The following is a 20,412-nucleotide window of genomic DNA, read 5'->3' as shown; positions in this document are numbered from 1 at the left end:
GCCCAATGCCCTCGCTATGGCTCGCAGGCTCTGCTTTTGCTGTAGCCCCAGCGCTATCGCATGGCGCTCCATCTCGCTCAGTTGTTCGTAGGTGTTCTTTGTCATGGGAGTCTCAATTCTGAAGGGGGGTTGCACTTCAGATTTGAGGCCGCCCAGTCCTGGGCGCGATAGGCACGCACAAAGCGCTGCCATGTGGATATTGCTTCGGCCTGCGCCGCATCGAGCGCATCCAGCGGGACGATGGGCGTGTAGATGGTCACGGCCTGCGCCTTGCCCTTGACGCGCACGCGGTCGAGCTCCTGCCAGGCGAACCGGGGCGCCTGGGCCTGGGTGGTTTCGCTGGCCACGGTGCGCACGCCGTAGTACTTGGACAGGCCTTCCAGCCGCGACCCGAGGTTGACGGCGTCGCCGATCACGGTATAGCTGCGCCGGATGTCCGAGCCCATGTCGCCCACGCACATGGTGCCGGTGTTCAGGCCGATGCCGACGCCGATCTCCGGCAGGCCGCGTTCCCGGTGGGACTGGTTGATCTGCTCCACGGCCTGGGCCATGTCCAGCGCGGCCTGGACTGCCAGTGCGGCGTGATCGGGCGTGGGCACGGGTGCACCCCAGAAGGCCATTACGCAGTCGCCCATGTATTTGTCGATGGTTCCCCTGTGGCCGCGGATGATCTGGGTGAGGCGGCTGAACACGCCGTTGAGCAGGGCCTGCAACTGCAGCGGCTCCATGCGCTCGGACATGGCGGTGAAGCCGCGCATGTCGCAGAACATCACGGTCAGCTCGCGGTTGTCGGCCTGCATGCTGTAGCGCTCGGGCTGCTGGAGCATTTCCGCGACGAGTTCGGGTGGGACATAGGTGGCGAATTGCGCCGCCAGTTCACGCTTGGCGCGGCTTTCGACGAAGTAGCCATGGATCATGTTGAGCGCGAAGGCGCACAGCACCATGACCAGGGCAGTGGCCAGCGGCAGCGCCAGACCGTAAGCCAGGTAGAGCCACAGGTTGACGCCAGCCAGCGCGGCGACGGCGCCCAGGCTGAACAGCACCGCGGTCACCGCCGGCAGCCCTGGCAGGACCAGCGCCAGCAGGATGCCGGAGCCCAGCAGCTGGGCCGCGTCAAAGCCTGCGGCATAGTCCGGTCGCACGATGCTGTTGCCGTCCAGCAGGGCGGAGAGCACGTTGGCGTGGGTTTCCACGCCGGGGTAGGTCTGGCCCACGGGAGTCACCCGCAGGTCCATCAGCCCTGGCGCGGTGGAGCCCACCAGCACCAGTTGACCGTTCAGGCTGCCGGGCGGCAGCTTGCCTTCCAGAACGTCCGAGGCGGAGAGGTACCGGAACGAGCCTGCGCCCGCGTCGCCGGGCCCCCGGAAGGGGATGAGGGTCGCGGCCCGGTCGTCCACCGGAATCTTTTGCCGCATGCGGCCATCGTGGCGCAGCACGATGCTGTCCAGCACGTCAAAGGGGGCTTCGGGTGCGGGGCTGGCAAAGCCCGGGAGGATCTCCGGCTGGCCCAGCAGGGTGCGGTACATCGCCAGGGCCAGGGATTCGTAGTACTGGCCCTGGTACTGGGCCAGCAAGGGCAGGGACCGGACCACGCCGTCCTCGTCGGTGACGGGGTTGAAAAACCCGGCTGTGGGCACGGCGCGGGCAAGTTCTTCGATGTTGCTGCCGTATCCGCTCCAGGACGTTGTGCGCACGGGCACGCCGCGCAGGCGTTCGGGGCGCAGCGCGGGGGTTGGCAGCACGCCCTTGGTCCGCCCCTCCCGGTCGTCGCCGGTGAAGTAGTAGCCCAGGACGGCGGGGCGCCCCTGCAGCGCCCGGGCAAAGCGCGCATCGTGGTCCAGCGATGGCGCCAGGCGCGCCAGTTGTTCCTTGAAGGCCGCCTGGTCCTTCAAGGGGCCTTGTGCCAGTTGCTGAAGATTGGCGAGGCCGGAGCTGCCGTCCGGCTCCGCGAAGATGACGTCGAACCCCACGACCGCCGCCTGCTGGCGGTCAAACAGTTCGCCGACCAGGGTGGCGAGCCTGTCGCGCCCCCAGGGCCAGTGGCCCACGCGCTCCAGGCTTTTTTCGTCGATATCGACGATGACGATGCGCTCGTCCAGCGTGCGCGGCATGGTGGCGCGCAGCCGCGTGTCGTAGATGATGTTGTCCAGATGCTCCAGCACCGGCAGGCGCAGCACGCCGCAGAGGTGCAGTAGGGCGAAGACCAGGGGGATGAGGGTGACGGCCATGCGCCGCCAGCGCCGTCGCAAGCCCTGCCCAATCGGGCGCATGCTGCTGCCGGGCCGGGTGGGTCAGGCCTGCTCGAACTGCATTGCGGTGCCTGCCAGCTCCAGCCGGTCGCCGTGCTTGAGCGGCACGGGCGACAGGCCGATGGCCGCGCCGTTGAGCAGGGGCATTTCGGGCCCTTCCACGTGCGCCAGCACGAACCCGTGCGGGCGCCGGGTGATAGAGGCGACGGCCACGCCGGGCTTGCCGATGGTGGTCACGACCTTCTGCAGCGACACTTCGCGCCCCGCCGCCGCGCCCGACATGACGCGGATGGCCCCGGACAGTGGTGCGGGTGATGGCGCTTGCGCAGGCAAGGGTGCCGGACGCGATGCCGTGCCCAGGGTGGGCGGCACCATGCCCGGCTTGAAGATCATGGTTTTCTCGAAGTTCTGGCCCTCGGCTTCGTGTACGAAGCGGATCTTGTACTTGCCCACCTCGATCGTGTCGCCGCTGCGCAGCGCCTGGCGCTTGACGGCCTTGGCGTTCACGTAGGTGCCGTTGGTGCTGCCCAGGTCTTCGATCTCCACGTCCTGCCCATTCATGTGGAGCACCGCATGCTCGCCGCTGACCGCAAGGTTGTCGATCACGATGTCGTTGTACGGGCGGCGGCCGAGCGTGGTGCGCTCTTTGGTCAACTGCACTTCCTTGATGACGACGCCGTCGATTGAAACGATCATTTTGGGCATGATCCACTCCTGCTGATGTGATGAGTCATTGTTGTGGGTTGGCTGGGCCGCTGGCTAACCGGCCCCGAGCAATCGGGATATGAGGCTGCGCTTTTTGCCGGTGGCGGCGGCTTGCACCAGCAGCACGCTCACGTTATCACGGCCGCCGTTGCCGTTGGCGGCGTCGATGAGCCGGGCGGCTTTTTCCTCCAGCGGCAGCGAGGCGCGCACCATGTCGGCGAGGTTCGCGTCCGGCACCATGTCGGTCAGCCCGTCCGAGCACATGAGGAACAGGTCGCCGGGCGCTACCTGGAACTCGTTGACTTCCATCATCACGTTGGGCTCTACGCCCAGCGCGCGCGTGACCAGGTTGCGGTTGGCCGACTGCGCGGCCTGCTGCGCCGTCAGCAGACCGGCATCGACTTGCTCTTGCAGCCAGGAATGGTCGCGCGTGATCTGCTGCAGGGCGCCGTTGCGCAGGCGGTAGCAGCGCGAGTCGCCGATGTGGCCCAGGATGAGGCGGCAGCCCTGGAAGACGCCGACCACCAGCGTAGTGCCCATGCCCGCGTACTGGGGGTTGGACAGCGAGGCGCCCAGGATGGCGTGGTTGGCGTTCTCCACGCAGATCTCCAGCGCCCGGCGCACGTCGGTGGACTGCGGCGCGGCCCCGGCCTGCGCCAGCCAGCGCGCCATCTCGGTTCGGATGAACGTGGTGGCCATGCCGCTGGCCACTTCACCGGCGTTGTAGCCGCCCATGCCGTCGGCGAGGATGGCGACCTGGGCCTCCCGGTCGATGGCCACCGCATCTTCGTTGTTGCTGCGCACCCGGCCTTTGTCGGTCTGCGCGAAAAATTCGTAGGTCATGGGTGTGAGGGCGAGCGTCATCGGGCGCCTGGAACCGGCGGGGATGATGCCTTGTTCGGCTCCATCACGGTCTGTTGAAAATCCACCATTTCATGCCCTGTTGCATCGCCCTGCGCATCATAGTCCACTGCCCTGGGCTGCGGCCCGGCGTCCGTGGCGCCTGCCTGACGCAGTTCGGCGGCCAGCTGGCGCCCGGTCTGGTGGCGGGCCTCGGGCCGCTTTTGCAGGGCCTGGGCGACGATGCGCGCCACGGCGGGGGACAGCTCAGGCCGCAGCGCGCGGATGTCGGGCGCCTCCAGGCTGGCGATCTTGTGCATGAGCTGGGTCAGCGTCTCGCCGCGAAACGGCAGCGACCCCGTCAGCAGGTGGAACAGCGTGACGCCCAGCGAATACAGGTCCGAGCGGCCATCCACCTTCTTGCCCGCGAGCTGCTCCGGCGACATGAAGCTGGGCGTGCCCAGCACCAGTCCCGTGCGCGTCCTGCTGGAGTCGGTGATGCGGGCGATGCCGAAGTCCGTGACCTTGACCGCGTCCGTGGCGCCGTCGAACATGATGTTGGCGGGCTTGATGTCGCGGTGTACCACGTTGTGGGCGTGGGCGTAGTCCAGCGCGTCGGCCACGCGGGCCGCGATGGAGAGCACGGTGGCGACGGGCAGCAGATGCCCGGCGCGGCAGGCGGGCGCCAGGTCTGCGCCCTGAAGGAATTCCATCGCGATGTAGGCCAGGCCGTTCTCCTCGCCGGCATCGAAGATCGTCACGATGCAGGGGTGCTGCAGGCGCCCGGCGGTCTCTGCCTCGCGGAAGAAGCGGGCCCGGGCGTCGATGAGCGCGTCGCCCTCGAATTCTTCGCTCAGGGCCAGCGTCTTGATGGCCACGGCGCGGCCTATCGTAGGGTCGCGCCCCAGATAGACGACGCCCATGGCGCCTTTGCCGATTTCTTTCACGATGTGGTAGCGGCCCAGCCGGGGCAGGGCGGCAGTCGGGGATTCGTGTGGCCCGGAGGGGGCGCTGCCCTCCTTCGGTTGCTGAAGCAGGGCGCGCACCTGCCGGTAGCGGGCGCGCGCATCCTTGTGGTTGCGGTTGTATTGCAGGATGTGCTTGTAGATCGCCTTGGCCCTGGCCAGGTTGCGCTGGCGCTCGAAGTCCTGCGCCAGGTGGTACAGGTTGTCCATCAAGGTATCGCTGGGCGGCACCTTGCGCAGGCGCTCGTAAGCCTTGTCCAGCTGGCCCTGCCCCTGCAGGGCCAGGCCCATCATGTGGTCGGCTTGCGCCTTGTCGCTGGATGCGGCGGCCCTCGAAGCGCCGCGGGCGGCTCGCGTCGCGGCCCATGCCGCCACGCCAGCGAGCATGGCCAGGGCGCCCGCCGCCAGCCACACCCACAGCCCTGCAGGGCGGGGCAGAAGCCATTCGGCCATTGCCAGAACCAGCCCCACGGCCACTGCGGCAGCCAGTGCGCCCCAGAGTCCGTCGGCATGCAGCATGCCAGGCCGCCGTCCCGAGGTTTTTCGTCCCACTTGCTGCTGTCCTCGCGCTGCTTGGTAGAGCGGGCGTCAAAGCAATATCCGCGCCTAACCTGGGGCGCGGCTTGGCGCGGTGCTGCGCGCTGTTCTTGTCGCGCCCGGCAGTTTGCGTGCCCGGCGGACCGCCATTTTTGTCAGGCGGGGCGCTGCTCCCTGCCGGGCCAGAACCTGCCCGCAGCCACGACCAGGGCCGCGCCCAGTGCGGCGGCCACGTAGTGGAGCGCGGGGTGGGCCACTGCGTAGCCGTGCAGCACCGCGTCGTTGGCGATGGTTTCGCCGCCCACCCAGCCGATCAGCGCGGCGCCCAGCAGCACGATGACCGGAAAGCGCTCCATCAGCTTGATCATCAGCGTGCTGCCGAAGATCACCAGCGGGATGCTGACCGCCAGGCCCAGCACCAGCAGCAGCACGTCGCCGTGCGCGGCGGCGGCCACGGCGATCACGTTGTCCAGGCTCATGACCAAATCGGCCAGCAAGATGGTGCGCACGGCGGCCATGAGGCTGCCGTAGGTTTTGGATTCGCCCTCTTCTTCGTCTTCGTCGCGCAGCAACTGAAAGCCGATCCACAGCAGCAGGCAGCCGCCGATGATCTGCAGGAACGACAGCTCCAGCAGTTTCGCGGCGACGACGGTCAGCAGGATGCGCAGCACCACGGCCGCGCCGGAGCCCCAGAAGACGGCTTTCTTCTGCTGGTGCGGGGGAAGGGAGCGCGCCGCGAGGGCGATGACCACGGCGTTGTCGCCCGAGAGAATGATGTTGATCCACACGATCTTCATCAGGCCGAGCCAGAAGTCGGCGCTTTGCAGGTATTCCACGGTGTGCTCCATGTGTTGTGAATGCAAGAGGCACCCGTAACTCGCGTTCCGGGTGCCTCTTGGTTTGTTGGAGCGGCCAGTCTAGCTGGCAGGGACGCGGCGCGCGTCCGTAATACCGCTTACTTGAGCTGGGCCTTGAGCAGCTTGCCCAGTTCGGACGGGTTGCGCGTCACGACGAAGCCGCACTCTTCCATGATGGCGAGCTTGGCGTCGGCCGTGTCGGCGCCGCCGCTGATCAGCGCGCCCGCGTGGCCCATGCGCTTGCCGGGGGGCGCGGTCACGCCCGCGATGAAGCCCACCACGGGCTTCTTCATGTTCGCCTTGCACCATTGGGCGGCTTCGGCTTCGTCGGGGCCGCCGATCTCGCCGATCATGATGACGGCGTCGGTGTCGGGGTCGTCGTTGAACGCCTTCATCACGTCGATGTGCTTGAGGCCATTGATCGGGTCGCCGCCGATGCCCACGGCGCTGGACTGGCCCAGGCCCACTTCGGTCAGCATGGCCACGGCTTCATAGGTCAGCGTGCCGGAGCGGCTGACCACGCCGATGCGGCCCTTGCGGTGGATGTGGCCGGGCATGATGCCGATCTTGATCTCGTCGGGCGTGATGAGGCCGGGGCAGTTGGGGCCCAGCAGCAGCGTTTTCTTGCCGCCAGCGGCTTCCTTGGCCTTCATCTTGTTGCGCACTTCGAGCATGTCGCGCACGGGGATGCCTTCGGTGATGCAGATCGCCAGGTCCAGGTCGGCCTCGACGGCTTCCCAGATGGCGGCGGCAGCGCCTGCGGGGGGCACGTAGATCACGCTCACCGTGGCGCCGGTTTGCGCGGCGGCTTCCTTCACCGATGCGTAGATCGGGATGTTGAAGATCGACTCGCCCGCCTTCTTGGGGTTCACGCCCGCCACGAAGCAGTTCTTGCCGTTGGCGTATTCCTGGCACTTTTCGGTGTGGAACTGGCCGGTCTTGCCCGTGATGCCCTGGGTGATGACCTTGGTGTCTTTGTTGATGTAGATCGACATGTGCGTTTCTCCGGCGGGGCGTTACTTGACGGCGGCGACGATCTTGGTCGCGGCTTCGGCCATGGTGTCTGCGGCGATGATGGGCAGGCCGGACTCGGCCAGCATCTTCTTGCCCAGCTCTTCGTTCGTGCCCTTCATGCGCACGACCAGCGGCACGTTCAGGTTCACGGCCTTGCAGGCGGTGATGACGCCGGTGGCGATGGTGTCGCACTTCATGATGCCGCCGAAGATGTTGACCAGGATGCCCTTGACCTTGGGGTTCTTGAGCATGATCTTGAAGGCTTCGGTCACCTTCTCGGGGGTGGCGCCGCCGCCCACGTCCAGGAAGTTGGCGGGCTCGCCGCCGAAGAGCTTGATGGTGTCCATGGTCGCCATGGCCAGGCCCGCGCCGTTGACCAGGCAGCCGATGTTGCCGTCGAGGCTGATGTAGGCCAGGTCGAACTTGCTGGCCTCGACTTCTGCCGGGTCTTCTTCATCCAGGTCGCGCAGGGCCACGATCTCGGGGTGGCGGAACAGCGCGTTGGCGTCAAAGTTGAACTTGGCGTCCAGCGCCATCAGGTCGCCCTTGCTGTCGCAGTTCAGGGGGTTGATCTCCACCAGCGACGCGTCGGTGTCCATGTAGCACTTGTAGAGCTTGGCGAACAGGTCCACGGCCTGGTCCACCGAGCCGCCGGTCAGGCCGATGGCGGCTGCAATCTTCTTGCTCTGCTCGGGCGTGATGCCGGTGAGCGGGTCGATCATCTCGGTGATGATCTTCTCGGGCGTGGAGTGGGCCACTTCCTCGATGTCCATGCCGCCTTCGCTGGACGCGATCAGGGCGACCTTCTGCGTGGCGCGGTCGGTGACGAGCGACACGTACAGCTCGTTCTTGATGTCGGCGCCGTCTTCGATGTACAGGCGGCGCACCTTCTGGCCCTCGGGGCCGGTCTGGTGCGTGACCAGTTGCATGCCCAGGATGTCACCGGCGAGCTTCTTCACGTCGTCGATGGTCTTGGCGACCTTGACGCCGCCGCCCTTGCCGCGCCCGCCGGCGTGGATCTGGGCCTTCACGACCCACACGGGGCCGCCGAGCTTCTGGGCTGCTTCCACGGCTTCTTGCACCGTGAATGCGGGGATGCCGCGCGGAACGGGCACACCAAAACTGCGCAAGATTTCCTTGCCTTGGTATTCGTGAATCTTCATGAGGTGGTCTCTCTCAGGGAAGGGTGGTGTTGACCCGTTTGCCATGAACAACAAATGTCTGGCCGCGGGCTTGGGACATGGCAACCCGCGACTGTATCATGCTGCAACGCACCATCCCCCATGCACAGGAGCACCATGTCCAGAGTCTTCATCGACGGCGAAGCCGGTACCACGGGCCTGCAGATCCGCGAGCGCCTGCAGGCCATGCCGCAGGTCGAGGTGGTGAGCATCGCGCCCGAGTTGCGCAAAGACCCCGCCGCCAAGCGCGACATCATGGCGAATGTCGATCTGGTCATCCTGTGCCTGCACGACGACGCGGCGCGCGAGTCGGTGGCGATGATCGACGTGCTTGCGGGCCGCAAGCCGCGCATCATCGACGCGAGCACCGCGCACCGCGTGGCGCCGGGCTGGGTGTTCGGCTTTCCCGAGCTGTCGCCCGCGCAGCGCGAGGCTGTGCGCACAGCCGAGCGCGTGGCCAACCCCGGCTGCTATGCCACCGGCGCCATCGCCCTGCTGCGCCCCCTGGTCAGCGCGGGCGTGCTGCCGCCCGACCACCCCGTGACCCTGCCCGCCGTCAGCGGCTACACGGGCGGCGGGCGCCAGATGATCGAGGCGTACGAGGGCGGCAGCGCCCCCGCGTACGAGCTGTACGCGCTGGGCCTTTCGCACAAGCACATCCCCGAGATCATGGCCTACGGCCAGGTCACGCGCCGCCCCCTCTTCATCCCGGCGGTGGGCAACTTCGACCAGGGCATGCTGGTGGAGCTGCCGCTGCACCTGGACCTGCTGCCCGCCCGCCCCACGCTGGCGCGGCTGCGCGAGATCTACGCGCAGCACTACGCGGGCAGCGAATGGGTGACGCTGGAAGACGCGCCCGAGTCCGGCAAGCTCGACGCGGTGGCGCTCAAGGACACCAACAAGCTTGAACTGCGCGTCTTCGGCAACGAGGCCGCCGGTCATGCCGTGGCCGTGGCGCGCCTGGACAACCTGGGCAAGGGCGCGAGCGGCGCTGCCGTGCAGAACCTCAAGCTCATGCTGGGCTTGCAGTAACTATTGATTTGATAGCTGCTGGTGCTTGTCCAATAAGGGCTAGAGGCCAAAAAAGCTTCAAACCTCGTCGTCGTCACCGCCGCGCACCACGCGGCGCACCACCTCGCCCGAGAAGCCCCGCGCCAGCAAAAAGCGCATCTGCCTGGCGTGGGCCTGCGGGTCTGCCGCCGCCTCGCCAAACTTGCGCCGCCACACCGCGCGGGCGCGCTCCAGCTCGCTGCCCTGCAACTGCGCCACGGCCTGCTGCACCACGTCGGCGGAGAGCCCCTTGGCGTGTAGCTCCTGGCGGATGCGCGCCGCGCCCAGGCGGCTGGCGCGCTGGTGCAGCACCGATTCGGCCACGCGGGTTTCGCTGATGAAGCCCCGGGCCTCCAGCTCATCGAGCACGGCGTGCAGGTCGTCGCCCTCCTGCACGTGCTGGGCCAGCTTGCGTAAAAGCTCCGCCCGGGAGTGCTCACGCTGGCCCAGCAGCCGCAGGGCGCGGCCCTTGAGCGAGGGTGCGGCAAAAGCCATGGAATATCAAAATTGATAGCTACCAGCGCTTGATGGATAAGCGCTGGAGGCCAATTTGGCTTGAAAATTATTTCTCGCCACTTTCCGCAGGCTGTGCGCCCAGCAGCGGGATGCCCAGCGACTCGCGCACCTTGTTCTCGATTTCAAAGGCCAGGTCCGCGTTCTCGCGCAAAAACTCGCGCGCGTTGTCGCGCCCCTGGCCGATCTTCTCGCCGTTGTAGGCGTACCAGGCGCCGCTTTTCTCAATGATCTTGGCGTTCACGCCCATGTCGATGATCTCGCCGTGGCGGCTGATGCCCTCGCCGAACAGGATGTCGAACTCGGCGGTCTTGAACGGCGGCGACACCTTGTTCTTGACCACCTTCACCTTGGTCTCGTTGCCGATGGCTTCCTCGCCCTTCTTGATGGTGCCGGTGCGGCGGATGTCCAGGCGCACCGAGGCGTAGAACTTGAGCGCGTTGCCGCCCGTGGTCGTCTCGGGGCTGCCGAACATCACGCCGATCTTCATGCGAATCTGGTTGATGAAGATGACCATGCAGTTGGTCTTCTTGATGGTGGCCGTGAGCTTGCGCAGCGCCTGGCTCATCAGGCGCGCCTGCAGGCCGGGCAGCGAATCGCCCATGTCGCCCTCGATTTCGGCCTTGGGCGTGAGCGCGGCGACCGAGTCCACCACGATCAGGTCCACGGCGCCCGAGCGCACGAGGCTATCGACAATCTCCAGCGCCTGCTCGCCCGTGTCGGGCTGGCTGATGAGCAGGTCGGGCAGGTTCACGCCCAGCTTGCTGGCGTACTGCACGTCCAGCGCGTGCTCGGCATCGACGAAGGCGCAGGTGCCGCCCTGCTTTTGCATCTCGGCAATCACTTGCAGGGTCAGCGTGGTCTTGCCGGAGCTTTCAGGGCCGTAGATCTCGATCACGCGGCCGCGCGGCAGGCCGCCCACGCCCAGGGCGATGTCCAGCCCCAGCGAGCCGGTGGAGACGACCTGGATGTCCTCGATCTTCTCGCCCTCGCCCAGCCGCATGATCGTGCCCTTGCCGAACTGCTTTTCGATCTGCGCGAGCGCGGCGGCCAGGGCCTTGGCCTTTTCTTCGGCGGGGTTGGCGGCGGCTGCGGCGGCTTTGCCTTTGACGGGTGCGTCCATGAAATGCTCCTTGGGTGAATCTGGGTGAAATGACAGGCTGGATGCTTGGACAGTAGTTTAGGTGCCGATAAGCGCCAATCCAAGGAATTAATGGTCAGTTTGCCTGACAATTGAGGCATGACCGATACGCTGACGGACGACCGCTGGCGCCAGGCCCACCTGGGCCGCCTGCTGGGCCACGCCATGCGGCGCTTCGACGCGCGCGTGCTGCAGTTGATGGCGCGCGACGTGGAGGTGCCGCTGGCGCTGTCCAACCTGGCGGCGCGCGACCAGGTGACGGCCGCGCACGTCCACATCACGCGCCACCTGTCCCTCAACGGCGACCGCCTGACTGACCTGGCCCAGCGCGCGGGCATGACCAAGCAGGCCATGGCCGCGCTGGTGGACCAGTGCGAAGCCTGGGGCCTGGTCACGCGCGAGGCCGACCCGCTGGACGCCCGCGCGCGCCGCGTGCGCTTCACGCCCACGGGGCTGGCGTGGCTGCGGGCCTTCCAGGGCGCCGTGGCGCAGGCCGAGGCCGAGTTCCGCGCCGAGGTGGGCGATGACGTGGCGACCGTCGTGGCCATCGGCCTGGAAGCCTACGCGGGTGGTGTAGCCTTCGGTCCATGACCACCACCGTCACGGCCCTTCCCGGCACCACCGCGCTGGTGCTCGACTCGCCGCACAGCGGCACCGACTACCCGGCGGACTTCCGCTCCGCCCGCGACCTGCCCACGCTGCGCCGCGCCGAAGACACGCACGTCGAGAAGATCTACGCCTTCGCCCCCGCGCTCGGCGTGGCCTGGATCGAGGCCCACTTCCCGCGCATCTACCTGGACGCCAACCGCGACACCACCGAGATCGACGCCACCATGCTCGAAGGCGGTGCCTGGCCCGGCCCCGTCTCCACCGACCCCAGGGTGCTGTCCAAGGTGCGCCTGGGCAAGGGCCTGATCTGGAAGTTCACCGACGAGGGCGAGCCCATCTACGACCGGCTGCTGACGGTGCAGGAGGTGCAGGCCCGCATCGACCGCTGCTGGCGCCCCTACCACGCCGCCGTGGCCCGGGCCATCGACGCGGCGCACGCGCGCCATGGCTACAGCATCCACATCAACTGCCACTCCATGCCTGCCGTGGCAGGGCGCTTTGCCACCGACTTCCCGGGCCTCGCGCATGCGGACTTCGTGGTGGGCGACCGCGACGGCACCACGGCCAGCCCCGCGCTGTCGGCGCGGATTTGCGAGCACCTGCGCGGCTGCGGCTACAGCGTGGCCTACAACCACCCCTACAAGGGCGTGGAGCTGGTGCGCCGCTACGGCGACCCGGCGCGGCACCGGCACAGCATCCAGGTCGAGATCAACCGCCGGCTCTACATGGACGAGCACACGCTGGAGCCGCACCCCGAGGGCATGGCGCGGCTGCAAGCCGACCTGCGCGCGCTGGTGCAGGCGCTGCTGGCGCACGACCCGCGCTGAATAAAATTCGGGCAGGAGACACGACCCCATGCGCATCCTCATCGCCGAAGACGACCAGGTGCTGGCCGACGGCCTGCTGCGCACGCTGCGCGCCTCGGGCGCCGTGGTGGACCACGTCGCCAGCGGCACCGAGGCCGACGCGGCGCTGATGACCAACAACGAGTTCGACCTGCTCATCCTGGACCTGGGCCTGCCGCGCATGCACGGGCTGGAGGTGCTCAAGAAGCTGCGCAGCCGCGGCTCGGCGCTGCCCGTGCTCATCCTCACGGCGGCCGACAGCGTGGAAGAGCGCGTGAAGGGCCTGGACTTCGGCGCCGACGACTACATGGCAAAGCCCTTCAGCCTGCAGGAGCTGGAGGCCCGCGTGCGCGCCCTCACGCGCCGGGGCATGGGCGGCACCAGCAGCGCCATCCGGCACGGCCCGCTGGTCTATGACCAGGCCGGGCGCGTGGCGACCATCGACGGCAAGATGATCGAGCTGTCGGCCCGCGAACTGGGCCTGCTCGAAGTGCTGCTGCAGCGCGCCGGGCGGCTGGTGAGCAAGGAGCAGCTGGTGGAGCGCCTGTGCGAGTGGGGCGAGGAGGTGAGCAACAACGCCATCGAGGTCTATATCCACCGCCTGCGCAAGAAGATCGAGGGCGGGCCCATCCGCATCGCCACCGTGCGCGGGCTGGGGTACTGCCTCGAAAAGATTCCAGGATAGTCCTAATTTGATAGCTGCTTGTGCTTGCTGCATAAGCGCTAGAAGCCGATTTGGCATGAAAATCTTCCAGCGCGAGCAGCGCTCCCTCTTCGGCGAAATCCTGGACTGGATGCTCACGCCGCTGCTGCTGCTGTGGCCCGTGAGCCTGGCCCTGACCTGGCTCGTCGCGCAGGGCCTGGCCAACAAGCCCTTCGACCGCGCGCTGGAATACAACGCCCACGCACTGGCCCAGCTCGTCACCGTCGCGCGCGGCAAGGCGCAGTTCAACCTGCCGCAGCCCGCCAGCGAGATCCTGCGCGCCGACGACTCCGACAACGTCTATTACCAGGTCATCGGCCCCGGCGGCGAGTACCTGTCGGGCGAGCGCGACCTGCCCGCGCCGCAGGACGAGGACCGCCCCCAGCCCGGCGAAGTGCGCCTGCGCGACGCGGAGATGCGCGGCATCGACATCCGCGTGGCCTACCTGTGGGTGCGCCTGCCCGTGCCCGAGGCCAAGGGCCCGCCGCTGGCCCTGGTGCAGGTGGCCGAGACGCGCGAGAAGCGCAGCGTGCTGGCCACCGAAATCATCAAGGGCGTGATGCTGCCGCAGTTCGTCATCCTGCCGCTGGCCGTGCTGCTGGTGTGGCTGGCGCTGGCGCGCGGCATCCAGCCGCTGAACCAGTTGGAGCGGCGCATCCGCGCGCGCAACCCGGACGACCTGTCGCCCCTGGACGACCGCACCGTGCCGCTGGAGGTAGCGCCGCTGGTGGCGTCGGTGAACGACCTGCTCACGCGCCTGAACGACTCGCTGGCGACGCAAAAGCGCTTTCTGGCCGACGCCGCGCACCAGCTCAAGACGCCGCTGGCGGGCCTGCGCATGCAGGCCGACCTGGCCCAGCGCGAGGGCACCAGCACCGAGGAGCTGAAGCGCTCGCTGCAGCAGATCGGCCGCTCCAGCATCCGCGCCACGCACACCGTGAACCAGCTCCTGGCCCTGGCGCGCGCCGAGGGCAGCGGCACGGGCATCGCGCGCCAGCCCTGCGACCTGGCGCGGCTGGTCATCGAGGTCGTGCGCGACTCGGTGCCGCGCGCGCTGGAAAAGCGCATCGACCTGGGCTACGACGGCGCCGAGCCCGGCGCGCCCGGCGTGTGGGTGGACGGCAACCCCACGCTGCTGAAGGAGCTGGTGCGCAACCTGCTGGACAACGCCATCAACTACACGCCGTCCACGCCCGCCAAGGCGGGCGTCGTCACTGCCCGCGTGCTGGCCGACACCTTCGGCCACGTGCTGCTGTTGCAAGTGGAAGACTCCGGCCCCGGCGTGCCAGAGTCCGAGCGCGAGCTGGTCTTCCAGCCCTTCTACCGGGCCCTGGGCAGCGAGGCCGATGGCTCCGGCCTGGGCCTGCCCATCGTGCTGGAAATCGCGCGCAAGCACGGCGCCGAGGTGATGCTGGAAGACGCCCGGCCCGGCCACCAGCCGCCAGGGGCGCGCTTCAGCGTGCGCTTCGCGGCGCGGGATGATGCTTAGTCAAAAAAGATAACTTATGACGCGCCAGCGTGGCGCGCAGCCTGTCCACCATAGGCCCCTCAAGCTCGGTTTCCGTGGCTGCGATTGCCATCCATCGCGCCGCGTCTTCTCCTAAATCTATAGCGAGATTCCCAGCAAAGGCAGGGCTTAGGCGGCCTGTCTTTTTTGCGTTCGTGAATGTGCCTGGCGTGATGTTGTAGCTCCGGCTCCATTCCGATGCGCTGCGCTTCCTGAGTGTTTCCTGAAGCAGTTCGATAGTTCGGCTCATATCAATTCCTCTCGACTGTCAAGGGCTGGCGGCGCAGCAGGTGCCCGTGCGGCAGGTGGCACTGGCGCAGAACGCAGGCCCGCAGGTGCTGGTGTTGACCGATGCCGTGGAGCAGGCCGCCGTGGATTGCGCGGTGCACGCGCTGGGCGCGCACCCCGCCGTGGCGGGGCCGGTGGTGGCGCTGCGGGTGGAAGACTTTGAATGAAATCGGCCTCTAGCGCTTATGCAGAAAGCGCCAGCAGCTACGTAATCAATAGCATTCAGAGTTCGTGGACATAGACGATGGTGCCCAGGTGCTGGGCCAGCTTGTCGTACAAGACCCGCGCCGTCGCATTCGCCGTGTCCGTCATCCAATAGACGCGGCTGCTGTCGCGGGCCTTGGCCGCGTCATACACGGCCTGGATGAGCAGGCGGCCCGCGCCGCGCCCGCGCAGGTGGCGGGCGTTGAACAAGTCCTGCAAGTAGCAGACATCGTTGAGGCGCGTGGTGCTGCGGTGAAAGAGGTAATGCACCAGGCCGATGAGCTGGCCGTCCTGCTCGGCCACGAAGGCATGCACGGGTTCGCTGTCGTCGAAGAAACGCTCCCAGGTGGTCTGGGTGATGGCTTCGGGCAGCGCGGTAGGGCCTTCGCGCCCGTAGAAGGCGTTGTAGCCATCCCAGAGCACGCGCCATTCGGCATGGTCTTGGCGGGCAATGGGGCGGATGCGGATGCCGGGCTGCATAGGGGAAGCCTTTACTTGGTGGTGGACAGGATCAGCCCCGCCATGGCTCGCGCGCCGGACGTGCCTTCGGCGTGCAGGCCCTGCACCACGCCCGCATGGTCGGTGTCGGTGCGGTTCTGGCTGGCCTTCCAGATGCCTTGCCAGCGTTCCACCGCCAGCTCCACGCCCACGATGGCGCGCAGCATCTTGTCGATGTAGTCGGGCGGCGCGTCGGTGATGCGCCAGGGCTCTGCACGATGGGCCTCGTGCTGCTCGCTCAGGGTGTTGACGATGGCGCGCAGGCGCTCGGGGTCGTCCACCGCGTGCAGGGTGCCGTGGGCATGCACGGCGGCGTAGTTCCAGGTGGGCACCTGCTTGCCGTCCACGGCTTTCGACGGGTACCACGATGGCGACACGTAGGCCTGCGGGCCATGGAACACGGCCACGGCCTGCGCGGGCAGCAGCGGCCACACGCCGTTGGCGCGCGCCACATGGCCGACCAGGGTGCCGTGCGGGCCGCGATCCGGGGCCAGGAACAGGGGGATGTGGTTGGCGTGCAGCGCACCTTCGTGCATGACGACGAGCGTTGCCAGCGGCTGGGTGCGCACCAGGGCGTGCAGCGCGGTGGCGTCGGTCTGCTGGAACTGGCGGTTAGGGTTGGCCATGGTCAGGCTCCTTCGATGTGCAAGACCGGCGCACAGTCGATGTGCGTCTTGACCGAGTTGGCGAGGAAGCAGGCTGCGTGCGCCCGGTGGTGCAGGTCGTGCAACTGTTCTTCACTGGGCGCATGGGCGGCGTCGAAGCGGGTGATGGGGCGCAGTTGCACGTGCGTGACCACCAAGCGGCCTTCATCGTCCTTGCCCATGGTGCCCACGGCTTCGTCGGTGTAGCTGTCCACGCGCAGCCCGGCGCGGCTCGCCAAGTCCAAAAACCACAGCATGTGGCAGCTCGACAGGGCGGCGACGAAGGCTTCTTCCGGGTCCACCGCCGCCGCATCGGAATAAGGCAGGGGCACGACGTGCGGCGACGAGGACGCGTGTACGGTGGCACCGCCGTCGAACTGCCAGGTGTGGGCGCGGCGGTAGCGCTTGTCCAGAAAGTCTTCGTCGCTGCCGCGCTGCCAGCGGATGGTGGCGAGGTGGTGGGCCATGGGGGTGGGGCTTTCTACAATGGTTCTCCAGTCTATGGCTTCTATGCCGTATTCAGAGAGCCAATTCGTGCCCACCCCAGGAACCAATCTGCTGCTGCGCCAGCGTGTGTATGAGCAGTTGCGCAGCGCCATCGAGCAAGGCCGCCTGCGGCCCGGCACGCGCCTGCCGCCCACACGGGTGCAGGCGCAGAGCCTGGGCGTGTCGCGCAACACGGTGCTGTGGGCCGTGCAGCGCTTGCAGGCCGAGGGCTATGTGCAGGCGCGGGTGGGCGACGGCACCTACGTGGCGCAAACCATCACCGCGCCGCCCGCGCAGGGGCTGGCCGCGCCGCCACGCGGGCTGTCGCGGCGCGGGCGGCTGATTGCGGAGACGGCAGCGCGCTGGCGTCCGCCGCTGGCGGCGGCGCGGGCCTTTCGCATTGGCGCGCCCGAGGTCGCCACGTTTCCGTTCGCGGTGTGGGACAGGCTGGCGCGCCAGACGAGCCCGCAGCAGCGCAGCGCCCAGGCGCAGTACCTCGACCCTGCGGGCGACCCCGGCCTGCGCCGCGCCATCGCGCTGTGGCTGTGGGCATCGCGCGGCATACGCTGCGATGCGGCGCAGGTGGTGGTGTGCTCGGGCTCGCAGCAGGGGATCGATCTGATCGCGCGGCTGCTGCTGGACGCGGGCGACGAGGTGCTGGTGGAAGACCCCGGCTACCCCGGCATCCGCGCCAGCCTGCTGGGCCACGGCGCGCTGGCGCGGCCCGTGGCGCTGGACGCGCAGGGCCTGTGCATCGCAGACGCCGCCGCGCAATGGCCCGCGGCGCGCATGGCCGTGGTCACGCCCACGCACCAGTTCCCCACGGGCGTTCGCATGGGACTGGAGCGGCGGCAGGCGCTGCTGCAATGGGCGCGCACGCACGACGCCTGGGTGGTGGAAGACGACTACGACGGCGAGTTCCAGTACGGCAGCGCGGCCCAGCGCGTGCCCGCGCTGTGCAGCCTGCCGGGCAGCGAGCGCGTGCTGTACGTGGGCACGTTCTCCAAGACGCTGCACCCCGGCCTGCGCCTGGGCTTCGTGGTGGTGCCGACCGCGCTGGTGGACGCCTTCGCCATGGCCCGCGCCATCACTGACCGGCACGCGCCCGGCGATGCGCAGGCGGTGCTGGCGCGCTTTATCGACGAGGGCCATTTGCTGCGGCATTTGCGCCGCATGCGCGATCTGTACCAGGAGCGCCAGCAGGTGCTACGCGAGGCGCTGGCCGATGCGAGCGATGGTGCATTGCCATTGCAGCCCAGCGACCGGGGCATGCACCTGCTGCACGAATGCGCGCCCGGCAGCGATGACGAAACCCTGAGCCGCCTGGCCCAGTCGGCGGGCGTGATGCTGGCACCGCTGTCGCGCTATGCGATCGCATCACCGCGCCGGGGCTGGCTGCTGGGCTATGCGGGGTTCGACGCGCAAGAGATCCGCGCTGCGGCGCGGGTGGTGGGCAGGTTGGCCCGCCGATAATTCAACATGCCTGCCGCCCCCGCCACCCTGCGCGTGCTCTCCGTCATCCCGCCGATGACGCAGCTCAACACGCCGTACCCGTCCACTGCCTACCTCACGGGCTTTCTGCGCTCGCGGGGCATCGCGGCGGTGCAGGAGGACTTGGCGCTTGCGCTGGTGCTGCGCCTGCTCTCGCCCGAGGGCCTGCGCGGCGTGGCGGCGCGCATCGCGTCCATCCCCGACAAGCAGCGCAGCCCCAGCGTGCAGGCTTTCGCGGCGCAGCAGGCGCGCTACCTGGCCACCATCGCCCCCGCCATCGCCTTCCTGCAGGGGCGCGACAGCACGCTGGCGCACCGCATCGCGGGCCGCCACTACTTGCCCGAAGGGCCGCGCTTTGCCGCGCTGGACGTGTATGTGGATGACGAGGGCGGCGACCCGCTGGGCTGGGCCTTTGGCGCACTGGGCCTGCACGACAAGGCCAAGCACATCGCCACGCTGTACCTGAACGACCTGGCCGATGTGCTGCGCGACGCGGTGGACGGGCGCTTCGAGTTCGTGCGCTATGCCGAGTCGCTGGCGGGCAGCCAGCCCAGCTTCGACCCGCTGGCCGATGCGCTGGCGGCGCCGCACACCCTGGTGGACGAACACCTGGTCGTGCTCACGCACGAGTCCATGGCGCGCCACCAGCCGGATGTGGTGCTGCTCTCCGTGCCCTTCCCCGGCTCGGTGTATGGGGCCTTTCGCATCGCGCAGGCCATCAAGGCGCGGCAGCCGCGCATCGCCACCGTGCTGGGCGGCGGCTTTGTGAACACCGAACTGCGCGAGCTGGCCGACCCGCGCGTGTTCGACCACTTCGACTACGTGACGCTGGACGCGGGCGAGCGCCCGCTGCTCGCGCTGCTGGAGCACTTGCAGGGCCAGCGCGGGCGGTCGCGCCTCGTGCGCACCTTCGTACGCGATGACGGTGGCGCGGTGCAGTACGTGAACATGATGGAAGCCGACGTGGCCTTTGCCGAGGTCGGCACGCCCACCTGGGACGGCCTGCCGCTGGACCAATACCTGTCGCTGCTGGACATGCTCAACCCCATGCACCGCCTGTGGAGCGACGGCCGCTGGAACAAGCTGACCGTGGCGCACGGCTGCTACTGGAAGAAGTGCAGCTTCTGCGACGTGGGCCTGGACTACATCGGCCGCTACGAGGGTGCCAGCGCCCAGGTGCTGGCCGACCGCATCGAACAGATCGTGGCCGAGACGGGGCAGACGGGCTTTCACTTTGTCGATGAGGCCGCGCCGCCCAAGGCGCTCAAAGCCCTGGCGCAGGAGCTGATCGCGCGCAATGCGGGCATCTCGTGGTGGGGCAACGTGCGCTTCGAGAAAACCTTCACGCCCGACCTCGCCGAGCTGCTGGCCGACAGCGGCTGCATCGCCATCTCGGGCGGGCTGGAAGTCGCGTCAGACCGGCTGCTAGCGCTGATGAAGAAGGGCGTCAGCGTGGACCAGGTGGCGCGGGTGACGCGGGCATTCAGCGACGCGGGCATCCTGGTGCATGCCTACCTGATGTACGGCTTTCCCACGCAGACGGTGCAGGACACGGTGGACGCGCTCGAATACGTGCGCCAGTTGTTCGCCAACGGCTGCATCCAGAGCGGGTTCTTCCACCGCTTTGCCTGCACCGTGCATTCGCCCGTGGGCCAGAACCCTGGCGAATACGGCGTGACGCTGGCCCCGCTGCCGCCCGGTGGTTTTGCAAAGAACGACGTGGCCTTCATCGACCCCACGGGCGTGGACCACGACGCGCTGGGCGCGGGGCTGAAGAAAGCCATCTACAACTACATGCACGGCATCGGGCTGGAGGAGGACGTGCGCCTGTGGTTCCCCTTCAAGGTACCCAAGACCACGGTGCGGCGCGACCGGATTGCGCAGGCCCTGGGGGCGCGGTAGCCCCCTAAATTTCAAGCCAAATTGGCCTCTGGCGCTTGTCCATCAACGGCTTACAGCTATAAAAATAAGAGCTAACACCGCGCACCTGCCTACGGCCCCCGCCGCACCGCCCGGCGCAGCATCTGCGCGGCCCGCTCGCGCATGCGCGGGGCCGGGGGCTGCGGCGTGCGGGCGCGGGCCAAG

General features: G+C 68.1%; 21 protein-coding genes. 8 read left to right on the top strand and 13 right to left on the bottom strand.

Translation table 11 applies throughout. From position 1 onward, the window contains the following. From QM569_RS03975 to sucC, 8 genes are all read right to left on the bottom strand, one after another. Positions 1-105: helix-turn-helix domain-containing protein (locus tag QM569_RS03975; protein WP_414985932.1), on the bottom strand; the 105-nt coding region annotated here is incomplete at its 3' end. Continuing rightward, the gene (locus QM569_RS03970) at positions 102-2,228 is read right to left on the bottom strand and encodes a CHASE2 domain-containing protein (protein WP_414985930.1); all 2,127 of its coding nucleotides are present in this window, start codon (positions 2,226-2,228) and stop codon (positions 102-104) included. The genes QM569_RS03975 and QM569_RS03970, both read right to left, overlap by 4 nt. Positions 2,229-2,291: 63 nt before the next feature. After that, a complete protein-coding gene (locus QM569_RS03965) occupies positions 2,292-2,954 on the bottom strand; it encodes an FHA domain-containing protein (protein ID WP_414985929.1) in 663 nt (220 codons plus the stop codon). A 54-nt stretch (positions 2,955-3,008) separates the two neighbouring features. Beyond that, positions 3,009-3,797: a Stp1/IreP family PP2C-type Ser/Thr phosphatase gene (locus QM569_RS03960; protein WP_414985928.1), complete on the bottom strand. Its 789-nt coding sequence runs from the start codon at positions 3,795-3,797 to the stop codon at positions 3,009-3,011. Positions 3,798-3,814: 17 nt separating this feature from the next. Continuing rightward, positions 3,815-5,278: a protein kinase domain-containing protein gene (locus tag QM569_RS03955; RefSeq protein ID WP_414985927.1), complete on the bottom strand. Its 1,464-nt coding sequence runs from the start codon at positions 5,276-5,278 to the stop codon at positions 3,815-3,817. A gap of 173 nt (positions 5,279-5,451) precedes the next feature. Next, positions 5,452-6,132 carry a TerC family protein gene (locus tag QM569_RS03950; protein WP_414985926.1) on the bottom strand — a complete coding sequence of 227 codons (681 nt, stop codon included), beginning with the start codon at positions 6,130-6,132 and terminating at the stop codon, positions 5,452-5,454. Between the two features lie 119 nt (positions 6,133-6,251). Beyond that, positions 6,252-7,148, bottom strand: a complete 897-nt coding sequence (gene sucD / locus QM569_RS03945; protein ID WP_414985925.1) for a succinate--CoA ligase subunit alpha — start codon at positions 7,146-7,148, stop codon at positions 6,252-6,254. Positions 7,149-7,169: 21 nt separating this feature from the next. Next, complete coding sequence (gene sucC / locus QM569_RS03940; protein WP_414985924.1) at positions 7,170-8,330, bottom strand: ADP-forming succinate--CoA ligase subunit beta; 1,161 nt, start codon at positions 8,328-8,330, stop codon at positions 7,170-7,172. Positions 8,331-8,465: 135 nt separating this feature from the next. On the opposite strand from sucC, the gene argC reads away from it, so the two are divergent. Then, positions 8,466-9,380: an N-acetyl-gamma-glutamyl-phosphate reductase gene (gene argC / locus QM569_RS03935; protein ID WP_414985923.1), complete on the top strand. Its 915-nt coding sequence runs from the start codon at positions 8,466-8,468 to the stop codon at positions 9,378-9,380. Positions 9,381-9,437: 57 nt separating this feature from the next. On the opposite strand, the gene recX is transcribed toward argC, so the two are convergent. Beyond that, positions 9,438-9,893 (bottom strand): recombination regulator RecX, encoded by a 456-nt coding sequence (recX, locus tag QM569_RS03930; RefSeq protein WP_414985922.1) that lies wholly within the window; start codon positions 9,891-9,893, stop codon positions 9,438-9,440. Positions 9,894-9,960: 67 nt separating this feature from the next. Continuing rightward, on the bottom strand, positions 9,961-11,034 hold the full coding sequence (gene recA, locus QM569_RS03925; RefSeq protein WP_414985921.1) for a recombinase RecA: 1,074 nt from the start codon (positions 11,032-11,034) through the stop codon (positions 9,961-9,963). A gap of 117 nt (positions 11,035-11,151) precedes the next feature. On the opposite strand from recA, the gene QM569_RS03920 reads away from it, so the two are divergent. From QM569_RS03920 to QM569_RS03900, 5 genes are all read left to right on the top strand, one after another. Beyond that, positions 11,152-11,643, top strand: coding sequence for a MarR family winged helix-turn-helix transcriptional regulator (locus tag QM569_RS03920; RefSeq protein ID WP_414985920.1), 492 nt, complete (start codon positions 11,152-11,154; stop codon positions 11,641-11,643). Beyond that, complete coding sequence (locus QM569_RS03915) at positions 11,640-12,488, top strand: N-formylglutamate amidohydrolase (protein WP_414985919.1); 849 nt, start codon at positions 11,640-11,642, stop codon at positions 12,486-12,488. The genes QM569_RS03920 and QM569_RS03915 overlap by 4 nt, the downstream gene beginning before the upstream one ends. Before the next feature lie 28 nt (positions 12,489-12,516). Next, on the top strand, positions 12,517-13,191 hold the full coding sequence (locus tag QM569_RS03910) for a response regulator (RefSeq protein WP_414985918.1): 675 nt from the start codon (positions 12,517-12,519) through the stop codon (positions 13,189-13,191). 55 nt (positions 13,192-13,246) lie between these two features. Next, positions 13,247-14,698 carry a sensor histidine kinase N-terminal domain-containing protein gene (locus tag QM569_RS03905; protein WP_414985917.1) on the top strand — a complete coding sequence of 484 codons (1,452 nt, stop codon included), beginning with the start codon at positions 13,247-13,249 and terminating at the stop codon, positions 14,696-14,698. 314 nt (positions 14,699-15,012) lie between these two features. Beyond that, on the top strand, positions 15,013-15,171 hold the full coding sequence (locus QM569_RS03900; RefSeq protein WP_414985916.1) for a hypothetical protein: 159 nt from the start codon (positions 15,013-15,015) through the stop codon (positions 15,169-15,171). 55 nt (positions 15,172-15,226) lie between these two features. On the opposite strand, the gene QM569_RS03895 is transcribed toward QM569_RS03900, so the two are convergent. From QM569_RS03895 to QM569_RS03885, 3 genes are read right to left on the bottom strand one after another with little or no spacing between them, the layout of a single operon-like run. Continuing rightward, positions 15,227-15,688 (bottom strand): GNAT family N-acetyltransferase, encoded by a 462-nt coding sequence (locus QM569_RS03895; RefSeq protein ID WP_414985915.1) that lies wholly within the window; start codon positions 15,686-15,688, stop codon positions 15,227-15,229. Between the two features lie 11 nt (positions 15,689-15,699). Next, complete coding sequence (locus QM569_RS03890) at positions 15,700-16,332, bottom strand: FMN-binding negative transcriptional regulator (protein ID WP_414985914.1); 633 nt, start codon at positions 16,330-16,332, stop codon at positions 15,700-15,702. Between the two features lie 2 nt (positions 16,333-16,334). Further along, positions 16,335-16,817 (bottom strand): OsmC family protein, encoded by a 483-nt coding sequence (locus tag QM569_RS03885; RefSeq protein ID WP_414985913.1) that lies wholly within the window; start codon positions 16,815-16,817, stop codon positions 16,335-16,337. A 67-nt stretch (positions 16,818-16,884) separates the two neighbouring features. Between QM569_RS03885 and QM569_RS03880 the strand changes: the two genes are divergently transcribed. Both QM569_RS03880 and QM569_RS03875 read left to right on the top strand, forming a co-directional pair. After that, the gene (locus tag QM569_RS03880; RefSeq protein WP_414985912.1) at positions 16,885-18,309 is read left to right on the top strand and encodes a PLP-dependent aminotransferase family protein; all 1,425 of its coding nucleotides are present in this window, start codon (positions 16,885-16,887) and stop codon (positions 18,307-18,309) included. A gap of 54 nt (positions 18,310-18,363) precedes the next feature. Beyond that, positions 18,364-20,229 (top strand): B12-binding domain-containing radical SAM protein, encoded by a 1,866-nt coding sequence (locus QM569_RS03875; protein WP_414985931.1) that lies wholly within the window; start codon positions 18,364-18,366, stop codon positions 20,227-20,229. Positions 20,230-20,412 lie beyond the last annotated feature (183 nt).

This window comes from Acidovorax sp., from assembly GCF_047607405.1.
In the GTDB taxonomy this organism is placed as follows: domain Bacteria; phylum Pseudomonadota; class Gammaproteobacteria; order Burkholderiales; family Burkholderiaceae_C; genus Acidovorax.
This window is presented reverse-complemented; position numbering and strand designations above follow the sequence as displayed.